Source organism: Allobosea sp. 05T422_2 (assembly GCF_056396265.1).
Genome location: NZ_JBFTLD010000038.1, coordinates 16161 through 38032 on the forward strand (window position 1 = coordinate 16161; position 21872 = coordinate 38032).

The window sequence follows — 21872 nt, forward strand, 5'->3', positions numbered from 1 at the left end:
CCGCTCACTGCCTCTCGTAGAGCAACCGCGCCCGGATCGTGCCGTCGAGCGCCCTGATCTCGGCCAGGATGGCGTCCGCATCGGCACCGATGCGGTCGGCCTCCATCACGACATAGCCGATCTCGCCATCGGTCTGGTAGTTCTGGGCGGAGATATTGACCTCGCGCCGGGCGAAGATGTCGTTCAGCCGCCGCAGCATGCCGGGCTCGTTGCGCTGGACATGGATGAAGCGCGTCCCGATCGGACGCGGCGCCAGTTGCACCTGCGGGAAGTTCACCGCGCCGACAGTCGAACCGATATCCGAATAATCGACCAGCTTGCGCGCCACCTCGGCACCGATGCGCTCCTGTGCCTCCTCCGTCGAGCCTCCGACATGCGGCGTCAGGATGACATTGGGCAGGCCCTGCAGCGGCGAGACGAAGCGCTCGCTGTTCGAGGCAGGCTCCTTTGGGAACACATCGACGGCGGCCCCCGCAAGATGGCCGCTGCCCAGCGCCTCGGYCAGCGCATCGAGATCGACGACGGTGCCGCGCGAATTGTTGATGAGATAGCTGCCCTTGCGCATCGCGGCGATCTCGGCCTTGCCGATCATGCCATGGGTCGCGGGCGTCTCCGGCACATGCAGCGAGATCACGTCGCAGGAGCCGAGCAAGTGCTTCAKGCTGTCGACGGGTTCGGTATTGCCATGACGCAGCCGGTCGGTGTGGTCGAAATAGAGCACCCGCATGCCCATCGCCTCGGCCAGTGTCGAGAGCTGGCTGCCGATATTGCCGTAGCCGATGATCCCGAGCGTCTTGCCGCGCACCTCGAAGCTGCCATTGGCCGACTTGTCCCAGCCGCCGTCATGCGCAGAACGCGACCGGTCGGGGATGCGCCGCAGCAGCATGACGATCTCGCCAATGGTGAGCTCGGCGACGCTGCGGGTATTCGAGAACGGCGCATTGAAAACGGGGACGCCACGCGCGCGGGCGGCCTGCAGGTCGACCTGATTGGTTCCAACCGAGAAGCAGCCGACGGCAAAGAGGCGGCTTGCGCGCTCGAAAACGTCGGCCGTGAGCTGCGAACGCGAACGGATGCCGAGCACATGCACCTTCTCGACAGCCTTGAGCAGCTCATCGTGATCGAGTGCCTTGGGCAGGCGGATCATGTTGGTATAGCCGGCCTGGACCATCAGATCGGCAGCGGAATCATTGATGCCTTCGAGCAGCAGGACACGGATCCGGTCCTTTGGCAGCGACAGGCGTTCGGTCTGGTCTGGCATGGTGCGCTTCGCTTGCGGCGGGAGTTCCCTATAGACCCCGCGCATCGATATGGGCAGCCCGATTTCGCATCAGCGAGATGAACTGGCGGCGCAACGTTCAGGCTTTCTCGACCACCAGCGTCGCACCGTCGACGCGCACGACCCGCACTTCGGAGCCAGCCAGCAGCTCGGGCCCGGTGATTCGCCAGGAGGAATCGCCGACGCGGATGCGGCCCTCGCCACCGGTCATGGTGGCATCGAGCCTGAAGACCTTGCCGATCAGCTGCCGCCCGCGGTCGTTCAGACCCTGCGCCGCATCCGGTTCATCCGACTTGCGCCGGGTCAGGGCCCGGCCCGCAAGGACACTGGCGACCGACAAAGCCGCGAAGATCAGCGCCGCGCCTTGCCAGCCCACCCCGGTCAGGCCAACCACGAGCCCAGTCAGCAGCGCAGCAAGGCCGAGCCAGATCAGGAAGACACCGGGTGCCAGCAACTCGCCGCCAATCAGGACGAGGCCGATCACGACCCAGCCCCAGCCCCCGATCGATCCAAACCAGTCCAGCATCGTCGTACCCTCAGGCGCTCGTCCGGCCGGAGGCGGGAACCGAGCCGGTGCGGCGCGCCTCGATCGCGTCCTCGCCAAAAACCGCGCGCGTGAGCTGTGCGATGCCGCCGACCGTGCCGGCCAGCGCCGCTGCTTCGATCGGCACGATCACCACCTTGCTGTTTGGCGCGCTGGCGATGGCCTTGAGCGCATCGGTATAGCGCTCGGCGATCAGGAAATTCGCGGCCTGGATATCACCACGGCTGATCGCCTCGCTGACCATGGCTGTCGCTGCCGCTTCGGCCTGGGCCAGCCGTTCGCGTGCCTCGGCATCGCGCAACGCCGCTTCCTTGCGGCCCTCGGCTGCAAGGATCTGCGATTGCTTCTGCCCTTCCGCCTTGAGGATCTCGGCCTGCCGCAGGCCTTCCGCCTCCAGCACCGCCGCGCGCTTCTCACGCTCGGCCTTCATCTGCCGGTTCATCGCGCCGGCGATATCCGCGGGCGGCAGGATGTCCCGGATCTCGATGCGGGTGACCTTGACGCCCCAGGGCGAAGCCGCGGCATCCATGACCCGCAGCAACCGCTCGTTGATCTCGTCGCGATGCGACAGCAACTGGTCGAGATCCATCGAGCCGACGACGGTGCGGATATTGGTCATGGTCAGCACCATCAGGGCCTGATCGAGCGACGAAACCTCATAGCAGGCCTTGGCTGCGTCGAGCACCTGATAGAAGGCGGCAGCGTCGATCCGGACGCCGGCATTGTCCTTGGTGATCGCCTCCTGGCTCGGAATGTCGAGCACCTGCTCCATGACATTCACCTTGTGGCCGACCCGGTCGATATAGGGCACGATCAGGCCGAGGCCCGCCCCGAGCGTACGCRAATAGCGGCCGAAGCGTTCGATCGTATAATTATAGCCCTGCGGAACAGTGCGAACCCCCAGCGCGATCGTCAGGATGACGAGCAGCACCAGAATCACGACAACGATGTCGAAACTGAAGATCTGATTCATTTGGCTCCGCCAGTCCGCCAGTCACGCTCTGGAGTTTCATGCTCCAGCGTTCAAAGGGGCCCGAGGCCCCGATGCACGCAACCTGACGATTGCGACGACCATGTGCAAGCGGGGGCTGCATCGCTCAGCCTTCCAAGGCCTTTGAGACCCGCCGCATCAACTCGCCGACCATCGCGCATTCATCGTCGCTGAGCACGAGCATCATCGCCTCGATGCGCTGGACATGGATCGCCATCGCCTTGCGCGTCAGCACCTCGCCTTCCGGCGTCAGCCAGAGCCGGCGCACGCGGCGGTCAGCCTCGTCGCCACGACGCTCGATCAGCTCGCGCCGCTCCAGCTCCGGCAGCAGCATGCTCATCGCGCTGCGGCCGACGAGCAGCTTCTCCGCCAGCGCCTGCTGGGTCAGGCCCGGCACATGGAAGACATTCGCAAGAACGTCATAATGCGCGAGCTGAATGCCGAGCGGCGCAAGCGCCTCGCTGAACACCTTCTTCCAGAGCGCGTGCACGCGCGCGACCGCGATCCAGTTATGGAAGCGCGGCAGTTCCCAGGGCAGCACCTGCCTGTCCTCAGGCTGAGCCATGTCGGAGTTCGCCGAAATCGGCTCTTGCTTTTTGTTCATGGTTGAACATATTTGTTCAGCATTGAACGAACTAGAGGTCGCACCATGGCCGGTTCAGCACTCCGTATCATTCGACCGCTCATCCGCCTCTCCAGCTTCGTTGCACCGAAGACGKCCGGGCATCTTGCCTTCAAGGCCTTTTGTACGCCGCCACGGCGGCAACAGGGAACCGCGAAACGAAAGGCGGCCACAAAAGCCGCATCCGAACGGCTGGCCGGCGCGACACGCCACGCCATTCCCTACCCCTGTGGCTCGGTCACCGCCTATCTCTTCGAGCCGAACGGGCAGAAGCCGTCCGGTTCCCCTTCGCCGTCCGTGATCCTCCTGCATGGCTGGATCAGCGAGGCGGCCTTCATGACCGCCTTCGTCGCGCCGCTGACCGCGGCCGGCTTCCGTGTCGTCGCCTATGATCTGCCCGCCCATGGCGACTCGACGGGCAGCGAGCTCAATATTCCGCTCGGTGTCGCCAGCCTCGCTGCCGTCGCGCGCGCCTTCGCACCGGTCCACGCCATCGTGACTCATTCCTTCGGTGGAGCGATCGCCATGGCTGCGCTCGCCCGCACCGTACCGGGGCAGCCGGCCGTCACGGCGAACCGGCTGGCGCTGATCGCCGCCCCCTCCTCGATCACCGAGATCACCCGCCAGTTCGGCACGACGATCGGTCTCGGCCGGCGCGGCCAGGCGGCGCTGGAACGACGCATCCATGTCGTAGCTGGCAACCCGGTCGAGGCCTTCGAGGGTCGTAACCAGCTCGCAGCGATCGCCAAGCCGACGCTGGTGATCCATTGCCGCGACGATCGGGAACTGGGTTTTCACCATGCCGAGGCCTTGGCCGCAGCCGGGCCCGGCGTCACGCTCGAGCCCGTGAAGGGGCTCGGCCACCGCCGCATCCTGCAGGCGAAGGCAGTGGTCGAAAGCGTCAGCCGGTTCGTGGCCGGTTAGGCTTCTGCGCTGCGGCCGCAACGGCTGCCGCAGCCGGTGCGCGAAAGCGCTACACCCAGCCCATCAGCTCGCGGCGCACGACGGCCTCGAGCACCCTGATCCCCTCGTCGGAATCGTTCAGGCACGGTAAATAGGCGAACTGCTTGCCGCCATTGTGCAGGAAGATCTCGCGGTTCTCGACATCGAGCTCTTCCAGGGTTTCCAGGCAGTCCGCCGAGAAGCCCGGCGCAACGATGGCGAGCGATTTCGTTCCTGCTTCGGCCAGCGCCTTCACGGTCTCGTCGGTATAGGGCTGCAGCCACTCATCCGGCCCGAAGCGTGACTGGAAGGTCAGGCGGAAGCGCTCTTCCGGCAGGCCGAGTTCGTCGCGCAGCAGCCGCCAGGTCTTGACGCACTGGCAGTAATAAGGATCGCCCTTGAGCAGATATTCCTTCGGCATGCCGTGGAACGAACAGAGGATCACGTCCGGGTCGAAATCGAGCTTGGCGAGCGAGGCGCGCATCGAGGTTGCGAGCGCCGCGATATAGACGGGATCGTCATGGTAGGGCGGCGCGACCCTGACCGCGGGCTGCCAGCGCATCTGCATCAGCGCCCTAAAAGCCTGATCGCAGGCGGTTGCCGAGGTCGGCGCCGCATATTGCGGATAGAGCGGCACCATCAGGATGCGGTCGCAACCCTGGTCCTGCAGCGCCTTCAACCGGCTTTTCACATCGGGAAAGCCGTAACGCATCGCCCAGTCGAAGACGATGCGCTCGCCGGCATAGGATTTCAGCCGCTCCGCGAGCTGCTCGGTCTGCGAGCGCGTGATCGTCTTCAGCGGCCCCTCATCGCGCTCCTTGTTCCAGATCGAGGCATAGTCCTTGCCCTTCCGGCCCGGCCGCGTCGTCAGGATGATGAGGTTGAGTAGCGGCCACCAGACCCAGCGCGAGGTCTCGATCACCCTGCGGTCGGACAGGAATTCCTTGAGATAGGCCCGCATCGGCCAGTAACCCGTGCCTTCCGGGGTACCGAGATTCATCAGCAGCACGCCGATGCGCGAGCCACGCAACGGCCGATGGTCGGAGGGCAGCTTCACGGGGAGTGGGCCGGCGGCGGGCTTGGTCTTGACTGTCATCGATCCCGGACTTTCGTTTCTTCGTGATTTAGACGAGTTAGAGCATTCGTCCAGCCGCGAAGGCCCGGGGTGCGACATCGGCACCCCTGCATAATCGGCTAACCGTTTCCGCTGGTCAGCGGCACGCGGTTTGCTAATCTGGATTTCTTCTCAACAGGGCCTTGCTCCATGACCAAGCTGACCCGTCGCCGCGCTCTCGGCGTCCTTGCCGCCCCGGCCGCGCTTGCCGCCACCGCGCCGGTTGCCAGGGCGCAAGCTCCGGCCCCTGCCTTCACGCTGCTGCTGCTCAACGACATCTACAAGATGAGCGACGACAAGGGCCGCGGCGGCTTCGCCCGCGCCTCGGGCATCGCCAAGGCCGAACGGGCTCGCGGCATACCCGTGCTCTTCTGCCACGCGGGCGACTGCTACTCCCCCTCCCTGATGTCGGGCTTCGACCAGGGCGCCCATATCGTCACGATGCAGAACAAGATGGGCATCGACGTCTTCGTGCCCGGCAACCACGAGTTCGACTTCGGCAAGGACAATTACCTCAAGCTCACCGCCGCCCAGACCTACCCGACCTTTGCCGCGAACCTGCGTGACGCCGCCGGCAACGCGCTGCCCGGCCACAAGGACTCGCAGATCTTCGAGCTTGGCGGCATCAAGGTCGGCGTCATAGGCACCACCTATGATCCGACGCCGCAGCTCTCCAATCCCGGCGACCTGAAATTCTCCTCGACCATGGAGGCCTTGCGGCGCGAGGCGCGGGCGTTGAAGTCGCAGGGCGCCGATATCCTCGTCGGTGTCGTCCATGCCGACCGCGCCACGGATTTGACGATCGTGCGCTCGCGCGTCGTCGACATCCTGCTCACCGGGCACGACCATGATCTCGCCATCGCCTATGACGGCAAGGTCGTGATGGTGGAATCGAACGAGGAGGGCAATTACGTCACCGCCATCGATATCGCCGCGAAGGTGACCGGCGAGGGCGCCAATCGCCGTGTCGAGTGGACGCCGACATTTCGCGTCAACGATTCCCGCGCTGCGACGCCCGATCCGGAGGTTGCCGCGATCGTCAAGGGCTACGAGAGCGAGCTGTCGAAGGAACTCGACATCGAAATCGCGACGCTCGCCGCCCCGCTCGATTCCCGCACCAGCATGATCCGCACGCAGGAAACCGCGATCGGCAACCTGATCGCCGATGCGATCCGCGCTGCAACCGGCGCCCAACTCGCCATCACCAATGCCGGCGGCATCCGAGCCAACAAGCAATACGCCGCTGGCCACAAGGTCACCCGGCGCGACGTGCTGAGCGAGCTGCCCTTCGGCAACGCCACCGTGATGGTCGAGATTACCGGCAAGGACGTGAAGGACGCGATCGAGAACGGGCTGAGGGACGCACCGCAAGGCGCGGGGCGTTTCCCTGTGGTCTCGGGTCTCAGCTTCGAGGCCGATCTCAAGCAGCCGCAGGGCTCGCGCGTCACAGCTGTCACCGTCGACGGCAAACCGATCGAGCCCACCGGCAAGTACACGGTCGCCTCCAACAATTTCATGCTGGAAGGCGGCGATGGCTACACTGCGCTCGGCCGCGGCCGGACGTTGCTCGGCCTGACCGACGGCAAGCTCATGGCGAACGAGGTCATGGTCTATCTGCGCCGACTCGGCACCGTCGACGCAAAGGTCGAGGGACGGGCCGTCCTGAAGTGAGCGGTTATGCGGCGGCGCTGACGCGCTTTCTGGCAAGTCGGGCAAGCAAGGACTGGCGCGAACTCGCTGTCTTCCGTCCTGGAGGCGCTGCAGAGCGGGCGGCCGCGGCTGCCGATGCCGAGCGCGCGGCCGGGCATGTCGTGGCGCCCGCACCTGAACGGCTGCTCGCTGCCCTGGCGGAAACGCCATTCGAGACAGTGCGGGCATTCGTACTCGGCCAGGACCCCTATCCGACACCCGGCCATGCCAATGGCCTTGCCTTCTCCTATGTCGGCCCGCCGCCTCTGCCGCGTTCGCTGGTCAATATCTACAAGGAGCGGACGGAGGATCTCGGACAGGCCGCACCGGTGAGCGGCGACCTGTCATCCTGGGCCTCGCAGGGTGTGCTGTTGCTCAACACGGCCCTGACGGTGCGCGAAGGCGCGAGCAAGGCGGGCTCGCATCTCTCGCTCGGATGGGGGGCGGTCACGGACGCGATCATCACCGCTGTCTCGACCTCGCGTCCGCATGTCGTTTTCCTGCTCTGGGGCGCTCCGGCGCAGGCCAAGCGCGGCCTGATCGATGAGCGCCGGCATCACGTGATCGCCAGCGCGCATCCATCGCCGCTTTCGGCGCGGCGGGGCTTCTTCGGGTCGAAACCGTTCAGCCGGGCGAATGAGTGGTTGGTGGCAAAGGGCGAAGCGCCGATCGCCTGGTGACGGGCGCGACGCCGTTGGATCGCTTCAACCTCCCGCGCCGACCGGCATGGCTACCGGAAGCGGAGCACAGCCTATCCTGCACGCAGACACTGGAAGCACGGACCGTCGCGTCGGCGACGGGGATCGTGGACCCGGCGCCATTCCTATCCCACCGGCCGCTCGTCGGCGATGACCTTTCCGTCATTGGGCAATGCCCCGAGCGGCAGGATCTCCACCGCTCCCTTGAGCTTTGTCACCTGCTGCAGGGTCGAGGACATCGCATCGACAAGTCCGGCGGGCTCGGCATAGATCTCGGCCTTGAGCGTCATCGTGTCGAGCTCGTCGGCGCGGCCGATGACCAGCCTGAGCTTGGCGATCTCCACGTGCCRCCTGGCGATCTCGGCGACCTGCTCTGGCCGCACGAACATGCCCTTGATCTTGGCGGTCTGGTCGGCGCGCCCCATCCAGCCCTTGATGCGCGTATTGCTCCGGCCGCACGCGCTCGCGCCCGGCAGCACAGCCGTGAGATCCCCGACGGCCAGCCTGATCTGCGGGTGATGCGGATCGAGATTGGTGACGACGATCTCGCCAACCTCGCCTTCGGCCACAGGATCGCCCGTACCCGGCCGCACGATCTCGATGATCAGGTTCTCGTTCAGAAGCATGCCTTCGCGCGCCGACGTCTCATAGGCGATGACGCCGATATCCGCAGTGGCATAGAGCTGATAGGCATCAATGCCGCGCTCCTTGACCCAAGCTTGCAGCGAGGGCGGGAAGGCAGCCCCCGACACCACCGCGCGCTTGATGCAGGAGATATCGACGCCACGCGCCTCGGCGGCCTCGATCAGGATCTTCAGGAAATCCGGCGTGCCGGCATAGGCTTGCGGCCGATAGGCCGAGATCACCTCCATCTGCTGCTCGGTATTGCCCGGACCGGCCGGTATCACAGCGCATCCAAGCGCACGTGCGGCCGAATCCATGATGAACCCGCCCGGCGTCAGGTGGTAGCTGAAGGTATTGATGACGATATCGCCGTGACGGAAGCCCGCCGCAAAGAGCCCGCGCGCCGCGCCCCAGGGATCAACTCCCGTGCCCTCGGGCTCGAAGATCGGGCCGGGCGAGGTGAACAACCGGCCAAAGGACCCTGGCGATGCCGGCACGAAACCGCCGAAGGGCGGAGTGCCCCTGTGCAGTGCCGGCAGGTCGGCCTTGCGGAGCACCGGCAGCCGCGACAGCGCATTGCGATCGGTGATCGCTGCCGTGTTGAGCCCCTTCAGCCGCTCGGCATAGGCAGGCGCGGATAAGGCAGCCTCGAGCACGGGCCTCAGCCTCGCGAAGAGATCGGCCTCGCGCGCGTCGGAAGTGCGGATTTCGAGATCGTCGAGATGATCGCTCATCGCTTTTGTCCTTGCGGAGCTTTGGCTCAGCGGATGATGCGCAGGATGCGCAGGAAATTGAGGAGGCCGACGAGAGCGCCGGCCACATAGGTAAAGGCGGCCGCCCTCAGCACGCCGCGCGCTGCCGGTAGGTCGCGCCCGTCGAGATAGCCGTCTCTGGACAGGATCGGCAGCGCCTTGCCGAAGCTCGCGTCGAACTCCAGCGGCAGCGTCACGAGATGCACGACAAGACCGACGCCGAGCATTGCGATGGCGATGCCGGCCTGCATCAGTCCGATCGCAGGAACATGGGTGACGGCCATCACCAGAGGCGCAGTGAGCAGGATCGCCATCGCGACCTTGTCGAAGATGCCGAGGAAGCGCGCGAGCGCCGTACGCCAGGTAAAGAGCGAGCTGCCTTGCGCGTGCTGGATGGCATGCCCGACCTCATGCGCCGCCACTGCGACGGCCGTGATCGAGCGCCCATCGTGATTGTCAGGCGAGAGCCTGACCGCACGCGCATCGGGGTCATAGTGATCGCCCGCCGCGGAGGCCTCGACCGTGACGGCATCAAGCGAGAATCGATCAAGCAGGTGCCGGGCGAGTTCGCCTCCGGTTCCCGGCAGATCCGGCCGGGCGGCCGCATGCTTGCGCATCTGGCCGCGCACCCAGGACTGCGGCCCGAAGATGAGCACGATCAGCAGCACTGCGAGCACGAGATAGAGCATCCGACCGCTTCCGCCTTGTCCGGATCACGAAAGCCAGCGCTTGCGGCGCTTGTAGCTCTTGACGTCGCGGAACGATTTCTTGTCGCCCTCGGCCACGCCCAGATAGAACTCCTTCACGTCCTCGTTTTCGCGCAACATCTGCGCCTCGCCGTCCATGACGACACGGCCCGTCTCCATGATGTAGCCATAGGTTGCGTAGCGCAGCGCCATGTTGGTGTTCTGCTCGGCGACGAGGAAGGAAACGCCGTCCTCCGCATTGAGGCGACGGACGATCTCGAAGATCTCCTCGACGATCTGGGGCGCGAGCCCCATCGACGGCTCATCGAGCAGGATCATCTTGGGCTTCGACATCATGGCGCGGCCGACMGCGCACATCTGCTGCTCGCCACCCGAGGTATAGCCGGCCTGCGAGTTGCGCCGCTGCTTCAGGCGCGGGAACAGCTCATAGATCTTCTCGAGGTCGCGCTTGATCGCGGCATTGCCGTCGCGCCGGGTGAAGGCGCCGGTCAGCAGGTTCTCCTCGATCGAGAGATGGCCGAAGCAATGGCGGCCTTCCATGACCTGGATGCAGCCGCGCCGGACGAGTTCGTTCGGCGACATCCGATCGACCCGCTCGCCATCGAACACGATCGAGCCCTTGGTGACCTCGCCGCGCTCGGCCTTGAGCAGGTTCGAGATCGCCTTCAGCGTCGTCGTCTTGCCCGCGCCATTGGCGCCGAGGATTGCGACAATGCCCTTGCGCGGCACCTGCAGGGAGACGCCCTTGAGCACCAGGATGACGTGATCATAGATCACCTCGATATTGTTCAGCGACAGGATGGTGTCCGTCGCAGCGGCGGGGGCGGGCTTCTCGAGGGTGGCGGTCGACATTGCGTGCTCCTTCCCTCTCCTTGTGGGGAGAAGGTGATCCGGCACAGCCGGATCGGATGAGTGAAGGACGGACGAGGTCAGGCGCTGCCGCACTCGTCCGTCTGCTTCGCAGGTGCCTCCTCCCCCGGAGGGGAGAAGGCTGAGCTCACATCAGGACGACTTCTCGCAGGACTCGGTCCGCTTCGGCCAGCCGGCGTTCTTCTCGGCATAGTCCTTGGCGGCGGCCTCGATCAGCGGACGCACCTCGTCCTTCAGCGGCTCGATCCAGTCCGAACCCTTGGTCCACTTGGTGCCGTCCCATTCGGCGACATACATCTTGCTATGGCCGGAATGGTCGCTGCAGGAGATCGTCGACGGGGTGCCGAAACCCTCCATGCCGATTTCCTTCAGGCGGGCCTCGGTGATGTTGAGGCCCTCGAGACCACGGCGCATGTCCTCGGCATTGACCACCTTCTTGCCGGTGAGCTTCTGCGCGTTGCGGATCGCCTCGACCACGAGCATCGAGTTGTAGACGCCGCGGTTATAGAGGTTCTCGCCGACCTTCTCCTTCGGCGCCAGGCTCTTACCCTTCTCCACGACATGTTTGATGATGTCCTGGATGACCGGGAAATTGGTGCCCGCCGCATTGAAGTTGAGCGACTTGTAGCCCTTTGCCTCGGCCCCGCCGGCCCGCGCATCATCGTCGCCGCCGGCCCACCAGACGCCGACCAGCTTGTTGATCGGGAAGCCGTTCTTGATGGCCTCCTTCACGGCCGTCGGGTTCATCGCGCCCCAGCCCTGGTTGTAGAGGTAGTCCGGGCGGTCACGCCGGATCGAGAGCCAGAGCGAGCCCTGGTTCTGCATGTCGGCTGCAGCGACCGGATACAGCTTGAGCTCGAAGCCGTATTTCTTGGCGAGGTTCTCAAGAACCGGGATCGGCTCCTTGCCGAAGGGCGCATCCAGATGGATCAGGCCGAGCTTCTTGCCCTTGAGCTTGTCCATGCCGCCGAACTCATTGGCCATGTGCTTGACCATGACCGAGGCGCCATCCCAATAGGTGAAGGGCGGGATGAAAACCCAGGGGAAGGTCGAGCCTTCGGCCGAAGCAGACAGGCCATAGGCCATCGACAGGATCGGGATCTTGTCGATATGGGCACGCGGGATCGCAGCCAGCGTCGCGCCGGTCGACCACGGGCTGTAGACGATCGTGTTCTTCGACTTCGCCTGCTCGTAGCACTCGATCGACTTCTTGGTGTCGTAGCCGGTCTCGCATTCCTCATAGATGACCTTGACGCCGTTCACGCCGCCGTCGCGCTCGTTGATCATCGCGATATAGTCGCGCATGCCGTCGCCGATCGGGATGCCGGAGCCCGAGAACGGTCCGGTGCGATAGGCATTGTTGGCGAAATAGACGCTGTCCTGCGCCGCCACCGGAGCGATCACCGCTCCCGCCGCGAGCAGCGCGCCGAGCGCCGCGCCCTTCATCAAACCAGTCTTCTTCATCTGTTCCCTCCGTGGTTGCATCGGGCGACCTTTTCGCGGCCTGCCCGTTGTCTCCTGCCCTCCGCTTGACGATGGCGGCGGGTCGTATTCTTGGGCCCTCCCGGCCGAGGCACGCGCCTCAATAGGGGAAGGGCCACGTCCGCAACTTCTGCTTCGTGATCTGCCAGAGCCGCGCCAGGCCATGCGGCTCGACGATCAGGAAGATGATGATCAGGGCGCCGACCAGCATGAAGGTGACATGCTCGGCCGCCGCGCCCGAGAGCGGCACGCCGAGCGCCGGCAGGCCGAATTTGAGGATGGTCGGCAGGCTCGCGATGAAAGCCGCGCCGAAGAAGGAGCCGATCAGCGAGCCCAGGCCCCCGATGATCACCATGAACAGAATGTTGAACGACAGGCGGATGTTGAAGACGTCCGCGGCTTCGCCGCCGCCATACCAGAGGAAGATCATCATCGCGCCGGCGACGCCGGCATAGAAGGACGACACTGCGAAGGCGAGCAGCTTGGCGTTCAGCAGCTTGATGCCCATCAGTTCGGCCGCGATATCCATGTCGCGCACCGCCATCCAGGAGCGGCCGAGTCTGCCGTGCACGAGGTTAGAGGCAAACCAGGTCAGGACGACGACAAGACCGAGGCAGACGAAGTAGCGCGTTTCCGCCGAGGCCGACGCACCCGTGACCGGGACGCCGAACAGGCTGCGCAGCGGCACCTCGATGGCCCCAGACGCATTGTAGTTGAACAGCCAGGGCACACGCACGAAGGCCCATTGCAGGAAGAACTGCGCGGCAAGCGTCGCGACCGCGAGATAGAAGCCCTTGATGCGCAGTGAGGGCAGCCCGAACAGCACGCCGATCGCGGCCGAGAACAGGCCGGAGACCAGGATCAGGACGATGATGTTCACGCCTGGAAAGAGGGTCGTCAGCTTGTAGCAGGCATAGGCGCCCACACCCATGAAGGCAGCCGTGCCGAGCGAGATCAGCCCGGTATAGCCCGTGAGGATGTTGAGCCCGATCGCAGCCAGTGAGAAGACCAGGAACGGGATCATCACCGTCGCGATGAAGAAGTCGTTGCCGATCAACGGGATGCCGATGAAGGCGATGGCGAGGATGACCGCAATGCCGATCCGGTCCTGTCGGAGGGGGAACACGGCCATGTCGGCGGCGTAGGTGCTCTTGTATTGGCCGGCTTCGCGATAGAACACGGTTTCAGCCCTTCAGATTCGTTCGATGATCTTGTCGCCGAACAGGCCCTGCGGCCGGAACAGCAGGAAGCCGAGCGCGATGAAATAGGCGAGCCAGCTCTCGATGCCGCCGCCGATCAGCGGGCCCCAGTAGAACTCGCCGAGCTTCTCGCCGATGCCGATGATCAGCCCGCCGACAATCGCGCCCGGGATCGAGGTGAAGCCGCCGAGGATCAGCACCGGCAACGCCTTCAGCGCGACGATCTCGAGCGCGAAGGATACGTCCGAACGCGCACCCCACATGATGCCGGTGATCAGYGCGACGATGCCGGCGGTGAACCAGACGATGACCCAGATCTGGTTCAGCGAGATGCCGACCGAGAGCGCCGCCTTGTGGCTGTCGGCGACCGCGCGCAGCGCCCGGCCGATGCGGGTGTATTGGAAGAACACGGCCAGCGCAGCGATCATGATCGAGGCGATGATCGCGGCCGCGATATCGATCTTCTGGAAGGAGACGAAGCCGCCGAGGATCTTCGCGTCGATCGCCCCCTTCGGCAGATAGAGTTCGCTCGTGATCATCTGCTTCGGGTTGCCGCCGAAGACGGCCTCGCCAAAACCGATCAGGAAATAGGTGATGCCGAAAGTCGCCATGAACAGGATGATGTCGGGCTGGTTGACCAGCGGACGCAGCACCACCCGCTCGATGGTGAAGGCGAGCAGGAACATCACGCCGAGCGTCAGGATGACGGCCAGGAACGCCGGTACGCCCTTCTCATGCAGGCCGACCAGCGTCAGCGCCGCAAAGACGACCATGATGCCCTGGGCGAAATTGAAGACGCCCGATGCCTTGAAGATCAGCACGAAGCCGAGCGCGATCAGCGCATAGAGCACGCCCGAAACGAGCCCTTCCCATATCGTCTGAACCAGCAGGTCCGGAGCCGAAACCATTTGCTGGAACGGGTCGATCAACACCTTGTGCAGCGTGCCGGAGGAATCGAGCTGTGCACCGACGATCGCGGCAAGGATGATGCCCACAAGAATAAGGCCGGTCTTGATCCAGCCATTGCTGAGCAGGTTGGGCGCAGGCCGCGCAGCGACTTCGCTCATGGCAGGATGTCCTTGGTTGGCGATCGCATCATGGCCGTCTCCAGATCCGGGTAAGGCCGAGAGGCCCCGCGCACAGGACGGCGACGCTCGCGGTCGCAAGTGGAAGCTTCGATGATCCCGACATCAGCCGGCATACCCTCGAACTCCGCAGATCGGATCCGTGCAGCATTGATGCCTCCCTCAATGCGCCACGCCGAGATAGGCATCGATCACCTTCTGATCCTGCTTGACCTCGTCGGGCGTGCCGTCTGCGATCTTGCGGCCGTATTCGAGCACCACGACACGGTCGGACAGGTCCATGACCACACCCATGTCGTGCTCGATCAGCGCGATCGTCGTGCCGAACTGGTTGTTCACGTCGAGGATGAAGCGGCACATGTCCTCCTTCTCCTCGAGGTTCATGCCGGCCATCGGCTCGTCGAGCAGCAGGAGTTCCGGTTCCATCGCCAGCGCGCGGCCCAGCTCGACACGCTTCTGCAGCCCGTAGGGCAGCTTGCCGACCGGCAGCTTGCGGATGTGCTCGATCTGCAGGAAGTCGATGATGTCCTCGACCACCTTGCGGTGCTCGATCTCCTCGGCCATCGCCGGCCCCTGCCGCAAGGCCTGCCAGAAGAAGCCGCGCCGCATCTTCAGCGTGCGCCCGGTCATGATGTTGTCGAGCGTCGACATGCCCTTGAACAGCGCGACGTTCTGGAAGGTCCGCGCGATGCCGGCCGCAGCCGCCTGATGCGGCTTCATCCTGGCGCGGCGCACGCCCTTGTAGGTGATCTGGCCTTCCTGCGGATGATAGAAACCATTGATGCAATTCAGCATCGAGGTCTTGCCGGCCCCGTTGGGGCCGATGATGGCGCGCACCTCGCCCTTGCGGATGTCGAAGGAGACGCCGGAGATCGCCTTCACGCCGCCGAAGCGCAGCGAGACATTCTCGACCGAGAGCAGGATCTCGCCCTTCTTGGCGGGGATCGGCGTGCCGGTGACGTTCATGGGTTCCGCATTCATGCTGCCCTCGCCGCGCCAGGTCGCTCGGGCGCCGTTGCCGGGTAGGTCTTGGCGTCACGCACCTTGACCCTTGCGGAAATCACGCCCTTGCGGCCATCCTCGAAGGTGACTTCGGTAGAGATGTCGGCCTCACTCGAGCCGTCATAGAGCGCGTTCACCAGGGGCGCGTAGCGTTCGGCGATGAAGCCGCGCCGGACCTTCTGGGTCCGCGTCAGCTCGCCATCGTCGGCGTCGAGTTCCTTGTGCAGGATCAGGAAGCGCTTGACCTGGGCTCCGCCCATCGCCGGCTCGGACGCCAGCGACTTGTTCACCTCGCCGATATGTTTGGCGATCATGCCGTAGACGAGATCGTGGCCGGCCAGTTCCTGATAGGAGGCATAGACGACATTGTTGCGCTCGGCCCAGTTGCCGACGGCCGTCAGGTCGATATTGAGCGCAACCGTCGCGTAGTCGCGGCCTTGGCCGAAAGCGACCGCCTCCTTGATGTTCGGATAGAACTTGAGCTTGTTCTCGATGTATTTCGGCGGGAACAGCTCGCCGGAATTGAGTTTCCCGACATCCTTGGCCCGGTCGATGATTTTGAGATGGCCGGTCTCGTCGAAGAAACCGGCATCGCCGGAACGGACATAACCATCCGCGGTCATCGTCTCTGCCGTCTTCTCCGGATCCTTGTAATAGCCGCCGAAGATGGAGGGCGACCGGTAGAGGACCTCGCCATTCTCATCGAGTTTGATCTCGACCAGCGGCGCCGGGCGGCCGACGGTGTCGGCCCGGATTTCGCCATTGGGCTGCATGGTGATGTAGACCCCGGCCTCGGTCTGGCCGTAGAGCTGCTTCAGGTTGACGCCGATCGACCGGTAGAAGCGGAAGATCTCGGGGCCGATCGCCTCGCCGGCGGTGTAGCCGACCTTGATGCTGGTCAGGCCGAAACGATTGCGCAGCGGAGCGTAGATCAACGCGTCGCCGAGCTTGTAGAGCAGCCGCGCTCCGRGCGGGACCGGCTCGCCGTTCAGGATCTTCTCACCATGCTTCTTCGCCACGCCGAGGAAGAAATGGAACATCTTGCGCATCAACGGCCCGGCATCCTCCATGCGCACCATGGTGATGGTCAGCATGTTCTCGAAGACCCGCGGCGGCGCGAAAGCGTAGGTCGTGCCGACCTCGCGGCGATCATCGATCACCGTCTCCGGCCCTTCAGGGCAGTTGACGCAGAAGCCGGCGACGATCGCCTGCGCATAGGAGAAGACGTGGTCGCCKACCCAGGCGATCGGCAGATAGGCGATGACCTCGTCTTCCTCGTTCAGCCCGTCGAACTGGCAGCCGATCTCGGCCGCCGTGATGACATTGTAATGGCTGAGCATCACGCCCTTGGGGCGGCCGGTGGTACCCGAGGTGTAGAGGATGACAGCGAGGTCCGAGCCGGTCCCGGCCTCCATCTCGCGGTCGAGCCCGGCCGACGCTGCTGAATTCGCCTTCAGGGCCTTGGCCCCGGCCTCGATCACGCGACCAATGTCGTGCAGCTTGGCATGGTCGTAATCACGCAGGCCACGCGACTCGTCGTAGAGCATGTTCCTCAGGCGCGGCAGGCGGTCGGCGATCGAGAGCACCTTGTCGACCTGCTCCTGGTCCTGGACGCAGGCAAAGACCGCCTCGGCATGGTCGAGCACATAGGCCATCTCGTCAGCGACGGAATCGGCATAGACCGGCACCGGAATGGCGCCGAGCCACTGCGCCGCGCACATCGACCAGTAGAGGCGTGGCCGGTTGTAGCCGATGATCGCGACCTTCTCGCCGCGCTTGAGACCGAGTTCCTGCAATCCCTTGGCATAGGCACGAACCTGCTCGGCCATCTCGGCCCAGTTCCAGGATTGCCAGATGCCGAGATCCTTGTGCCGGTATGCCGTGCGGCTGCCGCGCTCACGCGCATTGCGCATCAGCAATTTCGGAAAGGTATCCGCCTGGCCGGCGGTTGCGCTTGCCACGGTTGCGTTCTCCCTGTCCGGCCGCCGTACATTGCAGCAGCCTTCTTTCCGGGCCGGTTCCGACCTCTTTGTTCATGCAAGCCTTGCAGGCCCGACACATCTTCGCAAGGAGGCACTTGACAGACAACTTGTTATTTGGTCGCTATTGTCCCGCCGAAGTGTGCGAGAGCGTGAATCCTTGCCATTCTGGAGACTTCGGCAAGCCTGAATTCGGGACCTGCCAGATCCAGCCGGCCACTCCTATCCCTAGGAGTTGCGCGAATTGACTGAGCTGTCTTCTTCGATGTTCTGAAAAACGACACCGCAAGGCAGCCACCAACCAGGCGCCGCTCCATGGATCCTTACGTCATCGGCTGCATAGCCTTTCTGTGCGTGTTCGGCGCGGCCTTGATCGGGATGTTTTTGCGCGCACGCCTGCCGGAACATCACCTGAGTCCGGAGTCCCGGGACGCCATCAAGCTTGCAACGGCAGTCGTTGGAACGCTCTCGGCGCTCGCGCTTGGCCTCTTGATCGCCTCAGCGAAACGATCATTCGACGAGGCCGGGACGGGCTTGAGAACAACGGCGGCGCGCGTGCTCCTGCTCGACCGCGTCATGGCGCAGTACGGCCAGGAGACGAGGGAAACGCGGGAAACGCTCCACAAGCTTCTCGAGATCAGGTTGAGCGATGCCGGCAGCGAACGGTCGCTCGACGACGGTCTGGATATCGAAATGGTCCAGGGGGCGCTGCGAAACCTGTCGCCACAAACCGACTCCCAGCGCTGGCTCCAGGCGCGCGCCCTTCAACTCAGCGGACAGATTGCGGAGGCGCGATGGATGCGCGCCGAAACGGAAGTGGGAGGATTTCCCGGCGCATTCCTGGCCATCCTCGTGTTCTGGCTCGCCTTGCTCTTCGCCTCGTTCGGTCTGTTGGCCCCGGGCAATGGAACGGTTATGGCGACTTTGTTCGTCTGCGCCTTGTCGGTGACCGGAGCGCTGGTGCTGATCATCGACATGGACCATCCCTATCTCGGCTTCATCCGGATCTCGGACGCTCCCTTGAAACAGGCATTCGAACGCCTCGGCCGAGAGTGATCAGGCACACTGGAGTGTCTGCGTTCCCTAGCCGTCGTAACGCGCGAGCCGATCCAGATCGAGGACAGTCACCGCGCCGTGGCCGACCTCGAGCAGACCTAGGTCTGCAAGCCTCGCAAGCCCCTGATTGGCCATCTGCCGCGACATGCCGGCGAGCAGGCCGAGCTCTTCCTGCGAAATCGCGAGTGTCAGGCTCTGGCCGGGATACAGGATCGGGTTGAACAGCCAGGCAAGATTGCGGGCGAGACGGGCGGTCGAGTCCAGCATCCGCTCGGTCTCCGCCAGTGCGATGAACTGGCCGAGCCGCTCATTGAACTGATGGACGAGGAAGCGATTGAACGCCGCGCTGTGTTCGAACAGCCAGAGGAAGGTCGAGCGCCGCATCAGCGCGAGCTGGGTGTCGCGTAGCGCCACCAGATCATAGCGGCGCAGCTCAGCCTTGATCACCGTGCCTTCCCCGAACCAGGCCCCGGCACGCAGGCCCGCCAGCGTCGCGGATTTGCCCTCCTTCGAGGTGGTGCTCATCTTCACCAGCCCCTCGGCGACACCGGTCCAGGATTCGAGCCGGTCGCCGACATGACAGATGTAGTTGCCCTTCCCGTAGGATTTCAGGCTGATCCCGCGTCGCGCTTCCTCAAACTCTTCCGGCTTCAGGTCGCGGGACCAGGCAGCGATGCGGCGCAGGTCTTCGGGGGAGATCAAGGCATGTTCACCGCGCGTTAGAACGGGCACGAGCCCGCAATGCCGAACCAGTATGCGGCGTCATGGACGGCCAACTCAAGCCCGGCACACCAAGCGGGGTTTGGTACGGGCTCTTCGGTTCATTCGGCCCGGATCTCTGCGGGCTGGTACCGGCGGGTCGCCGCCCAGAACAGCAGCGCCAACAGGCTGATCGAGGCTCCCAGCACGCAGACGCCAGTCCAGCCTGCGCGGTCATGGACCATGGTTGAGGCGATCGAGCCTAGCGCGCTGCCGATCGAATAGAACACCATATAGCCGCCGACGAGCCGGCTTCGGGCATCGGACCGCACCGCGAAGATCATGGTCTGGTTCGTGATATGCACGGCCTGGATCGCGAGATCGAGCAGGACAATGCCGATGATCAGGTTCCAGAGCGATGCACTCATCGAGGCGATCGGGATCCAGGACAGCACCAGCAGGCCCAGCGAAAGACCGGTGACGCGCTGACCAAAGCCACGGTCGGCGAGCGTCCCGGCGCGGGCGGCGGCGAGTGCCCCCGCCAGCCCGACGAGACCGAACATCCCGATCTCGGTATGGGACAGGGAGAAAGGCGCGGTGGTGAGCGGCAGGACCAGCGACGTCCAGAACACGCTGAAACTGGCGAAGATCAACAAGGCGAGCACGGCTCGTACCCGCAGAACCGGCTCCTTGACGAACAGGCCGACGACGGACGCGAGCAGCTCCGGATAGGAGATCCTCGCCGCGGCGCGCTCATGCTTCGGCAGCACCCGGAACAGCAGGAAGGCCATCAGCACGGAGAGCACGGCCGACGCCAGATAGACCAGGCGCCAGCCCCCGATATCGGCGAGCACTCCCGAAACGAACCGCGCCAGGAGAATGCCGATCACGATCCCGCTCGTGATCCTGCCCACGGTCCGCCCGCGCTCCTCGTCTGCCGCCATGCTGGCCGCAAAGGCAACGAGCACCTGCACGACGACTGCGAGCAGGCCAACTGCCACCATCCCCGCCAGCAGGACGGCTGCGCTCGGGGCCAAGCCGACGACAAGCAGTGCCAGGCCTGAGAGCAGCGCTTGCGTGCCGATCAACCGCCGACGATCGAGCAGATCGCCAAGCGGCACGATGAAGACCAGCCCGAGCGCGTAGCCAATTTGCGTCACCGTCACCACGCCGCCGATCGCGGCCGGACTGATCGCGAGATCGCGCGCCATCACATCGAGCAGCGGCTGGGCATAATAAATATTTGCCACGCTGAGGCCGCAGGCGACGGCGAAGAGCAGCGTTACCGCGTGGGAGAGGCCCTGGCGCGCGCTGGCTCCGTCTTCCTGTCCCGGGGCATTGCGGCCGCTGGGAGGCTCGACCCGGGATATGGCGGGGGTGRCTGAATTCAKAGGCTTCATTAGGTTATCCCGTGCAACATGGTTCTATAATAGGATCATTCGCGATGCGTTCAGCGACGTGCGGCGCTTCGGTGAATTCCAAAAGAGCCTCGGCGTCGCCAAGGGCATCCTCGCCGCACGGCTGCGCAATCTTGTCGAACTCGGCATTCTTGAGATCGCGCCCGCTTCGGATGGCAGCGCTTATCAGGAATATGTGCTGACGCAGAAGGGCCGCGGCCTGTTCGTCGTCGTTGCTGGATTGCGGCAATGGGGGGAGGACCAGTGCTACGAGCCGGGCGAGCCCCATTCCGCACTCATCGACAACGAAACCGGGCAGCCCGTCGGGCGCCTCGAACTGCATTCCGCCGACGGGCGGGTCCTTGGCCCGCTCAACACGACCGTGCGCTTGGCCGCACCACCGTCCACACGGCCCCATGGCGGGGCCTAAACCTGCAGTCGACCGGCCGCATTTACCTATGGGCGAGCCTCAACGCACCAGCGCAAATGCGACCGACGCAATCAGCAGGACCGCGAAGACGATATTGATGGCCCGATTCAGCCGCGGCCGACGAAAACAGCGGGTCAGCGCCGCTCCCGTGGCGAGCCAGAGCAGATTGACCGCGGCGATGATCACCATCAGCACCGCCGCCTTCGCCAGCGCATCGGCGGCAACCCGCTCGCGCAACAGGACGAAACCGGAGAACAGCGCAGCCATCGCCGCATAGCCCTTCGGGTTGACGAGCGACAGCAGGGCACCTGCTGCGAAGGACGGTCGCTCACCGCGTTCGCTCGCCTCGCTCAAGGGTGGTGCAGTGGCGATGCGATAGGCCAGATAGAGAAAATACCCGGCCGCAGCGACCGTCACCACCGGCGCTACGCCAGGCAGCGCCATCAGCACCCCGACCATGCCGCTGGCGGTGATCGCGATGACCGCGGCCATGCCGCTGGTGATGCCGGCAGCATAGACGAGCCCCTCGCGGGCCCCGAAGGCAGCACCGGTTGCAGCCAGGCTCAAAGTGGCAGGTCCGGGACTGCCCGCGAGTGCGAGCCCGGCAAGGACGAAACCGAACAACCCCTCCATGCTGCGCCTCCACTGGTGGATGAGCAGCATGTTGTCAGGCCCGGGCGGCTGAATGTCTTGAACGATCGTGCGGACCAA

21 protein-coding genes are annotated in these 21872 nt (G+C 64.6%); 5 read left to right on the plus strand and 16 right to left on the minus strand.

The window, feature by feature from the left end; genetic code table 11:
- Positions 1-4: 4 nt before the first annotated feature.
- From serA to AC1DJT_RS09725, 4 genes are all read right to left on the minus strand, one after another.
- Positions 5-1261 carry a phosphoglycerate dehydrogenase gene (gene serA / locus AC1DJT_RS09710; RefSeq protein ID WP_476833968.1) on the minus strand — a complete coding sequence of 419 codons (1257 nt, stop codon included), beginning with the start codon at positions 1259-1261 and terminating at the stop codon, positions 5-7.
- 97 nt (positions 1262-1358) lie between these two features.
- Positions 1359-1805, minus strand: a complete 447-nt coding sequence (locus AC1DJT_RS09715; protein ID WP_441487900.1) for an NfeD family protein — start codon at positions 1803-1805, stop codon at positions 1359-1361.
- A 10-nt stretch (positions 1806-1815) separates the two neighbouring features.
- Positions 1816-2796, minus strand: coding sequence for an SPFH domain-containing protein (locus AC1DJT_RS09720; protein ID WP_476833969.1), 981 nt, complete (start codon positions 2794-2796; stop codon positions 1816-1818).
- 124 nt (positions 2797-2920) lie between these two features.
- Positions 2921-3379: a MarR family winged helix-turn-helix transcriptional regulator gene (locus AC1DJT_RS09725; protein WP_441487898.1), complete on the minus strand. Its 459-nt coding sequence runs from the start codon at positions 3377-3379 to the stop codon at positions 2921-2923.
- A gap of 84 nt (positions 3380-3463) precedes the next feature.
- Here AC1DJT_RS09725 and AC1DJT_RS09730 point away from each other — a divergent pair, with 84 nt between their 5' ends.
- Positions 3464-4360, plus strand: a complete 897-nt coding sequence (locus AC1DJT_RS09730; protein WP_476833970.1) for an alpha/beta fold hydrolase — start codon at positions 3464-3466, stop codon at positions 4358-4360.
- 49 nt (positions 4361-4409) lie between these two features.
- Here the strand turns inward: AC1DJT_RS09730 and hemH are convergent, their stop codons facing one another.
- Complete coding sequence (gene hemH / locus AC1DJT_RS09735) at positions 4410-5474, minus strand: ferrochelatase (RefSeq protein ID WP_441487896.1); 1065 nt, start codon at positions 5472-5474, stop codon at positions 4410-4412.
- A gap of 168 nt (positions 5475-5642) precedes the next feature.
- Between hemH and AC1DJT_RS09740 the strand changes: the two genes are divergently transcribed.
- Both AC1DJT_RS09740 and ung read left to right on the plus strand, forming a co-directional pair.
- Entirely contained in the window at positions 5643-7163 is a 1521-nt protein-coding gene (locus tag AC1DJT_RS09740; RefSeq protein ID WP_441487895.1) for a bifunctional metallophosphatase/5'-nucleotidase, read from the plus strand.
- Entirely contained in the window at positions 7160-7861 is a 702-nt protein-coding gene (ung, locus tag AC1DJT_RS09745; RefSeq protein WP_441504327.1) for a uracil-DNA glycosylase, read from the plus strand. The genes AC1DJT_RS09740 and ung overlap by 4 nt, the downstream gene beginning before the upstream one ends.
- A 143-nt stretch (positions 7862-8004) precedes the next feature.
- Here ung and AC1DJT_RS09750 read toward each other — a convergent pair whose 3' ends face one another.
- The 8 genes from AC1DJT_RS09750 to AC1DJT_RS09785 form a co-directional block, all read right to left on the minus strand.
- Entirely contained in the window at positions 8005-9237 is a 1233-nt protein-coding gene (locus tag AC1DJT_RS09750) for a phenylacetate--CoA ligase family protein (RefSeq protein ID WP_476833971.1), read from the minus strand.
- A gap of 26 nt (positions 9238-9263) precedes the next feature.
- Positions 9264-9944 carry a zinc metallopeptidase gene (locus AC1DJT_RS09755; protein WP_441504325.1) on the minus strand — a complete coding sequence of 227 codons (681 nt, stop codon included), beginning with the start codon at positions 9942-9944 and terminating at the stop codon, positions 9264-9266.
- 24 nt (positions 9945-9968) lie between these two features.
- On the minus strand, positions 9969-10814 hold the full coding sequence (locus tag AC1DJT_RS09760) for an ABC transporter ATP-binding protein (RefSeq protein WP_069879081.1): 846 nt from the start codon (positions 10812-10814) through the stop codon (positions 9969-9971).
- Between the two features lie 150 nt (positions 10815-10964).
- Positions 10965-12296, minus strand: a complete 1332-nt coding sequence (locus AC1DJT_RS09765; RefSeq protein ID WP_441487891.1) for an ABC transporter substrate-binding protein — start codon at positions 12294-12296, stop codon at positions 10965-10967.
- Positions 12297-12414: 118 nt separating this feature from the next.
- Positions 12415-13494: a branched-chain amino acid ABC transporter permease gene (locus AC1DJT_RS09770; RefSeq protein ID WP_441504324.1), complete on the minus strand. Its 1080-nt coding sequence runs from the start codon at positions 13492-13494 to the stop codon at positions 12415-12417.
- 12 nt (positions 13495-13506) lie between these two features.
- Complete coding sequence (locus AC1DJT_RS09775) at positions 13507-14421, minus strand: branched-chain amino acid ABC transporter permease (RefSeq protein WP_441488332.1); 915 nt, start codon at positions 14419-14421, stop codon at positions 13507-13509.
- 339 nt (positions 14422-14760) lie between these two features.
- A complete protein-coding gene (locus tag AC1DJT_RS09780; protein WP_441504323.1) occupies positions 14761-15579 on the minus strand; it encodes an ABC transporter ATP-binding protein in 819 nt (272 codons plus the stop codon).
- Positions 15576-17513: an AMP-dependent synthetase/ligase gene (locus AC1DJT_RS09785; RefSeq protein ID WP_476833984.1), complete on the minus strand. Its 1938-nt coding sequence runs from the start codon at positions 17511-17513 to the stop codon at positions 15576-15578. Before AC1DJT_RS09785 ends, AC1DJT_RS09780 begins: the two co-directional genes overlap by 4 nt.
- Before the next feature lie 381 nt (positions 17514-17894).
- Here AC1DJT_RS09785 and AC1DJT_RS09790 point away from each other — a divergent pair, with 381 nt between their 5' ends.
- On the plus strand, positions 17895-18635 hold the full coding sequence (locus tag AC1DJT_RS09790) for a bestrophin-like domain (RefSeq protein WP_441504322.1): 741 nt from the start codon (positions 17895-17897) through the stop codon (positions 18633-18635).
- 27 nt (positions 18636-18662) lie between these two features.
- On the opposite strand, the gene AC1DJT_RS09795 is transcribed toward AC1DJT_RS09790, so the two are convergent.
- Both AC1DJT_RS09795 and AC1DJT_RS09800 read right to left on the minus strand, forming a co-directional pair.
- On the minus strand, positions 18663-19337 hold the full coding sequence (locus AC1DJT_RS09795; RefSeq protein WP_441504321.1) for a Crp/Fnr family transcriptional regulator: 675 nt from the start codon (positions 19335-19337) through the stop codon (positions 18663-18665).
- A 119-nt stretch (positions 19338-19456) separates the two neighbouring features.
- Entirely contained in the window at positions 19457-20734 is a 1278-nt protein-coding gene (locus tag AC1DJT_RS09800; RefSeq protein WP_476833972.1) for an MFS transporter, read from the minus strand.
- Here AC1DJT_RS09800 and AC1DJT_RS09805 point away from each other — a divergent pair.
- On the plus strand, positions 20703-21161 hold the full coding sequence (locus AC1DJT_RS09805) for a winged helix-turn-helix transcriptional regulator (protein ID WP_476833973.1): 459 nt from the start codon (positions 20703-20705) through the stop codon (positions 21159-21161). The two genes, AC1DJT_RS09800 and AC1DJT_RS09805, sit on opposite strands and share 32 nt — an antisense overlap.
- 39 nt (positions 21162-21200) lie before the next feature.
- Here the strand turns inward: AC1DJT_RS09805 and AC1DJT_RS09810 are convergent, their stop codons facing one another.
- Positions 21201-21794, minus strand: a complete 594-nt coding sequence (locus tag AC1DJT_RS09810; protein WP_441504318.1) for a LysE family translocator — start codon at positions 21792-21794, stop codon at positions 21201-21203.
- Positions 21795-21872 lie beyond the last annotated feature (78 nt).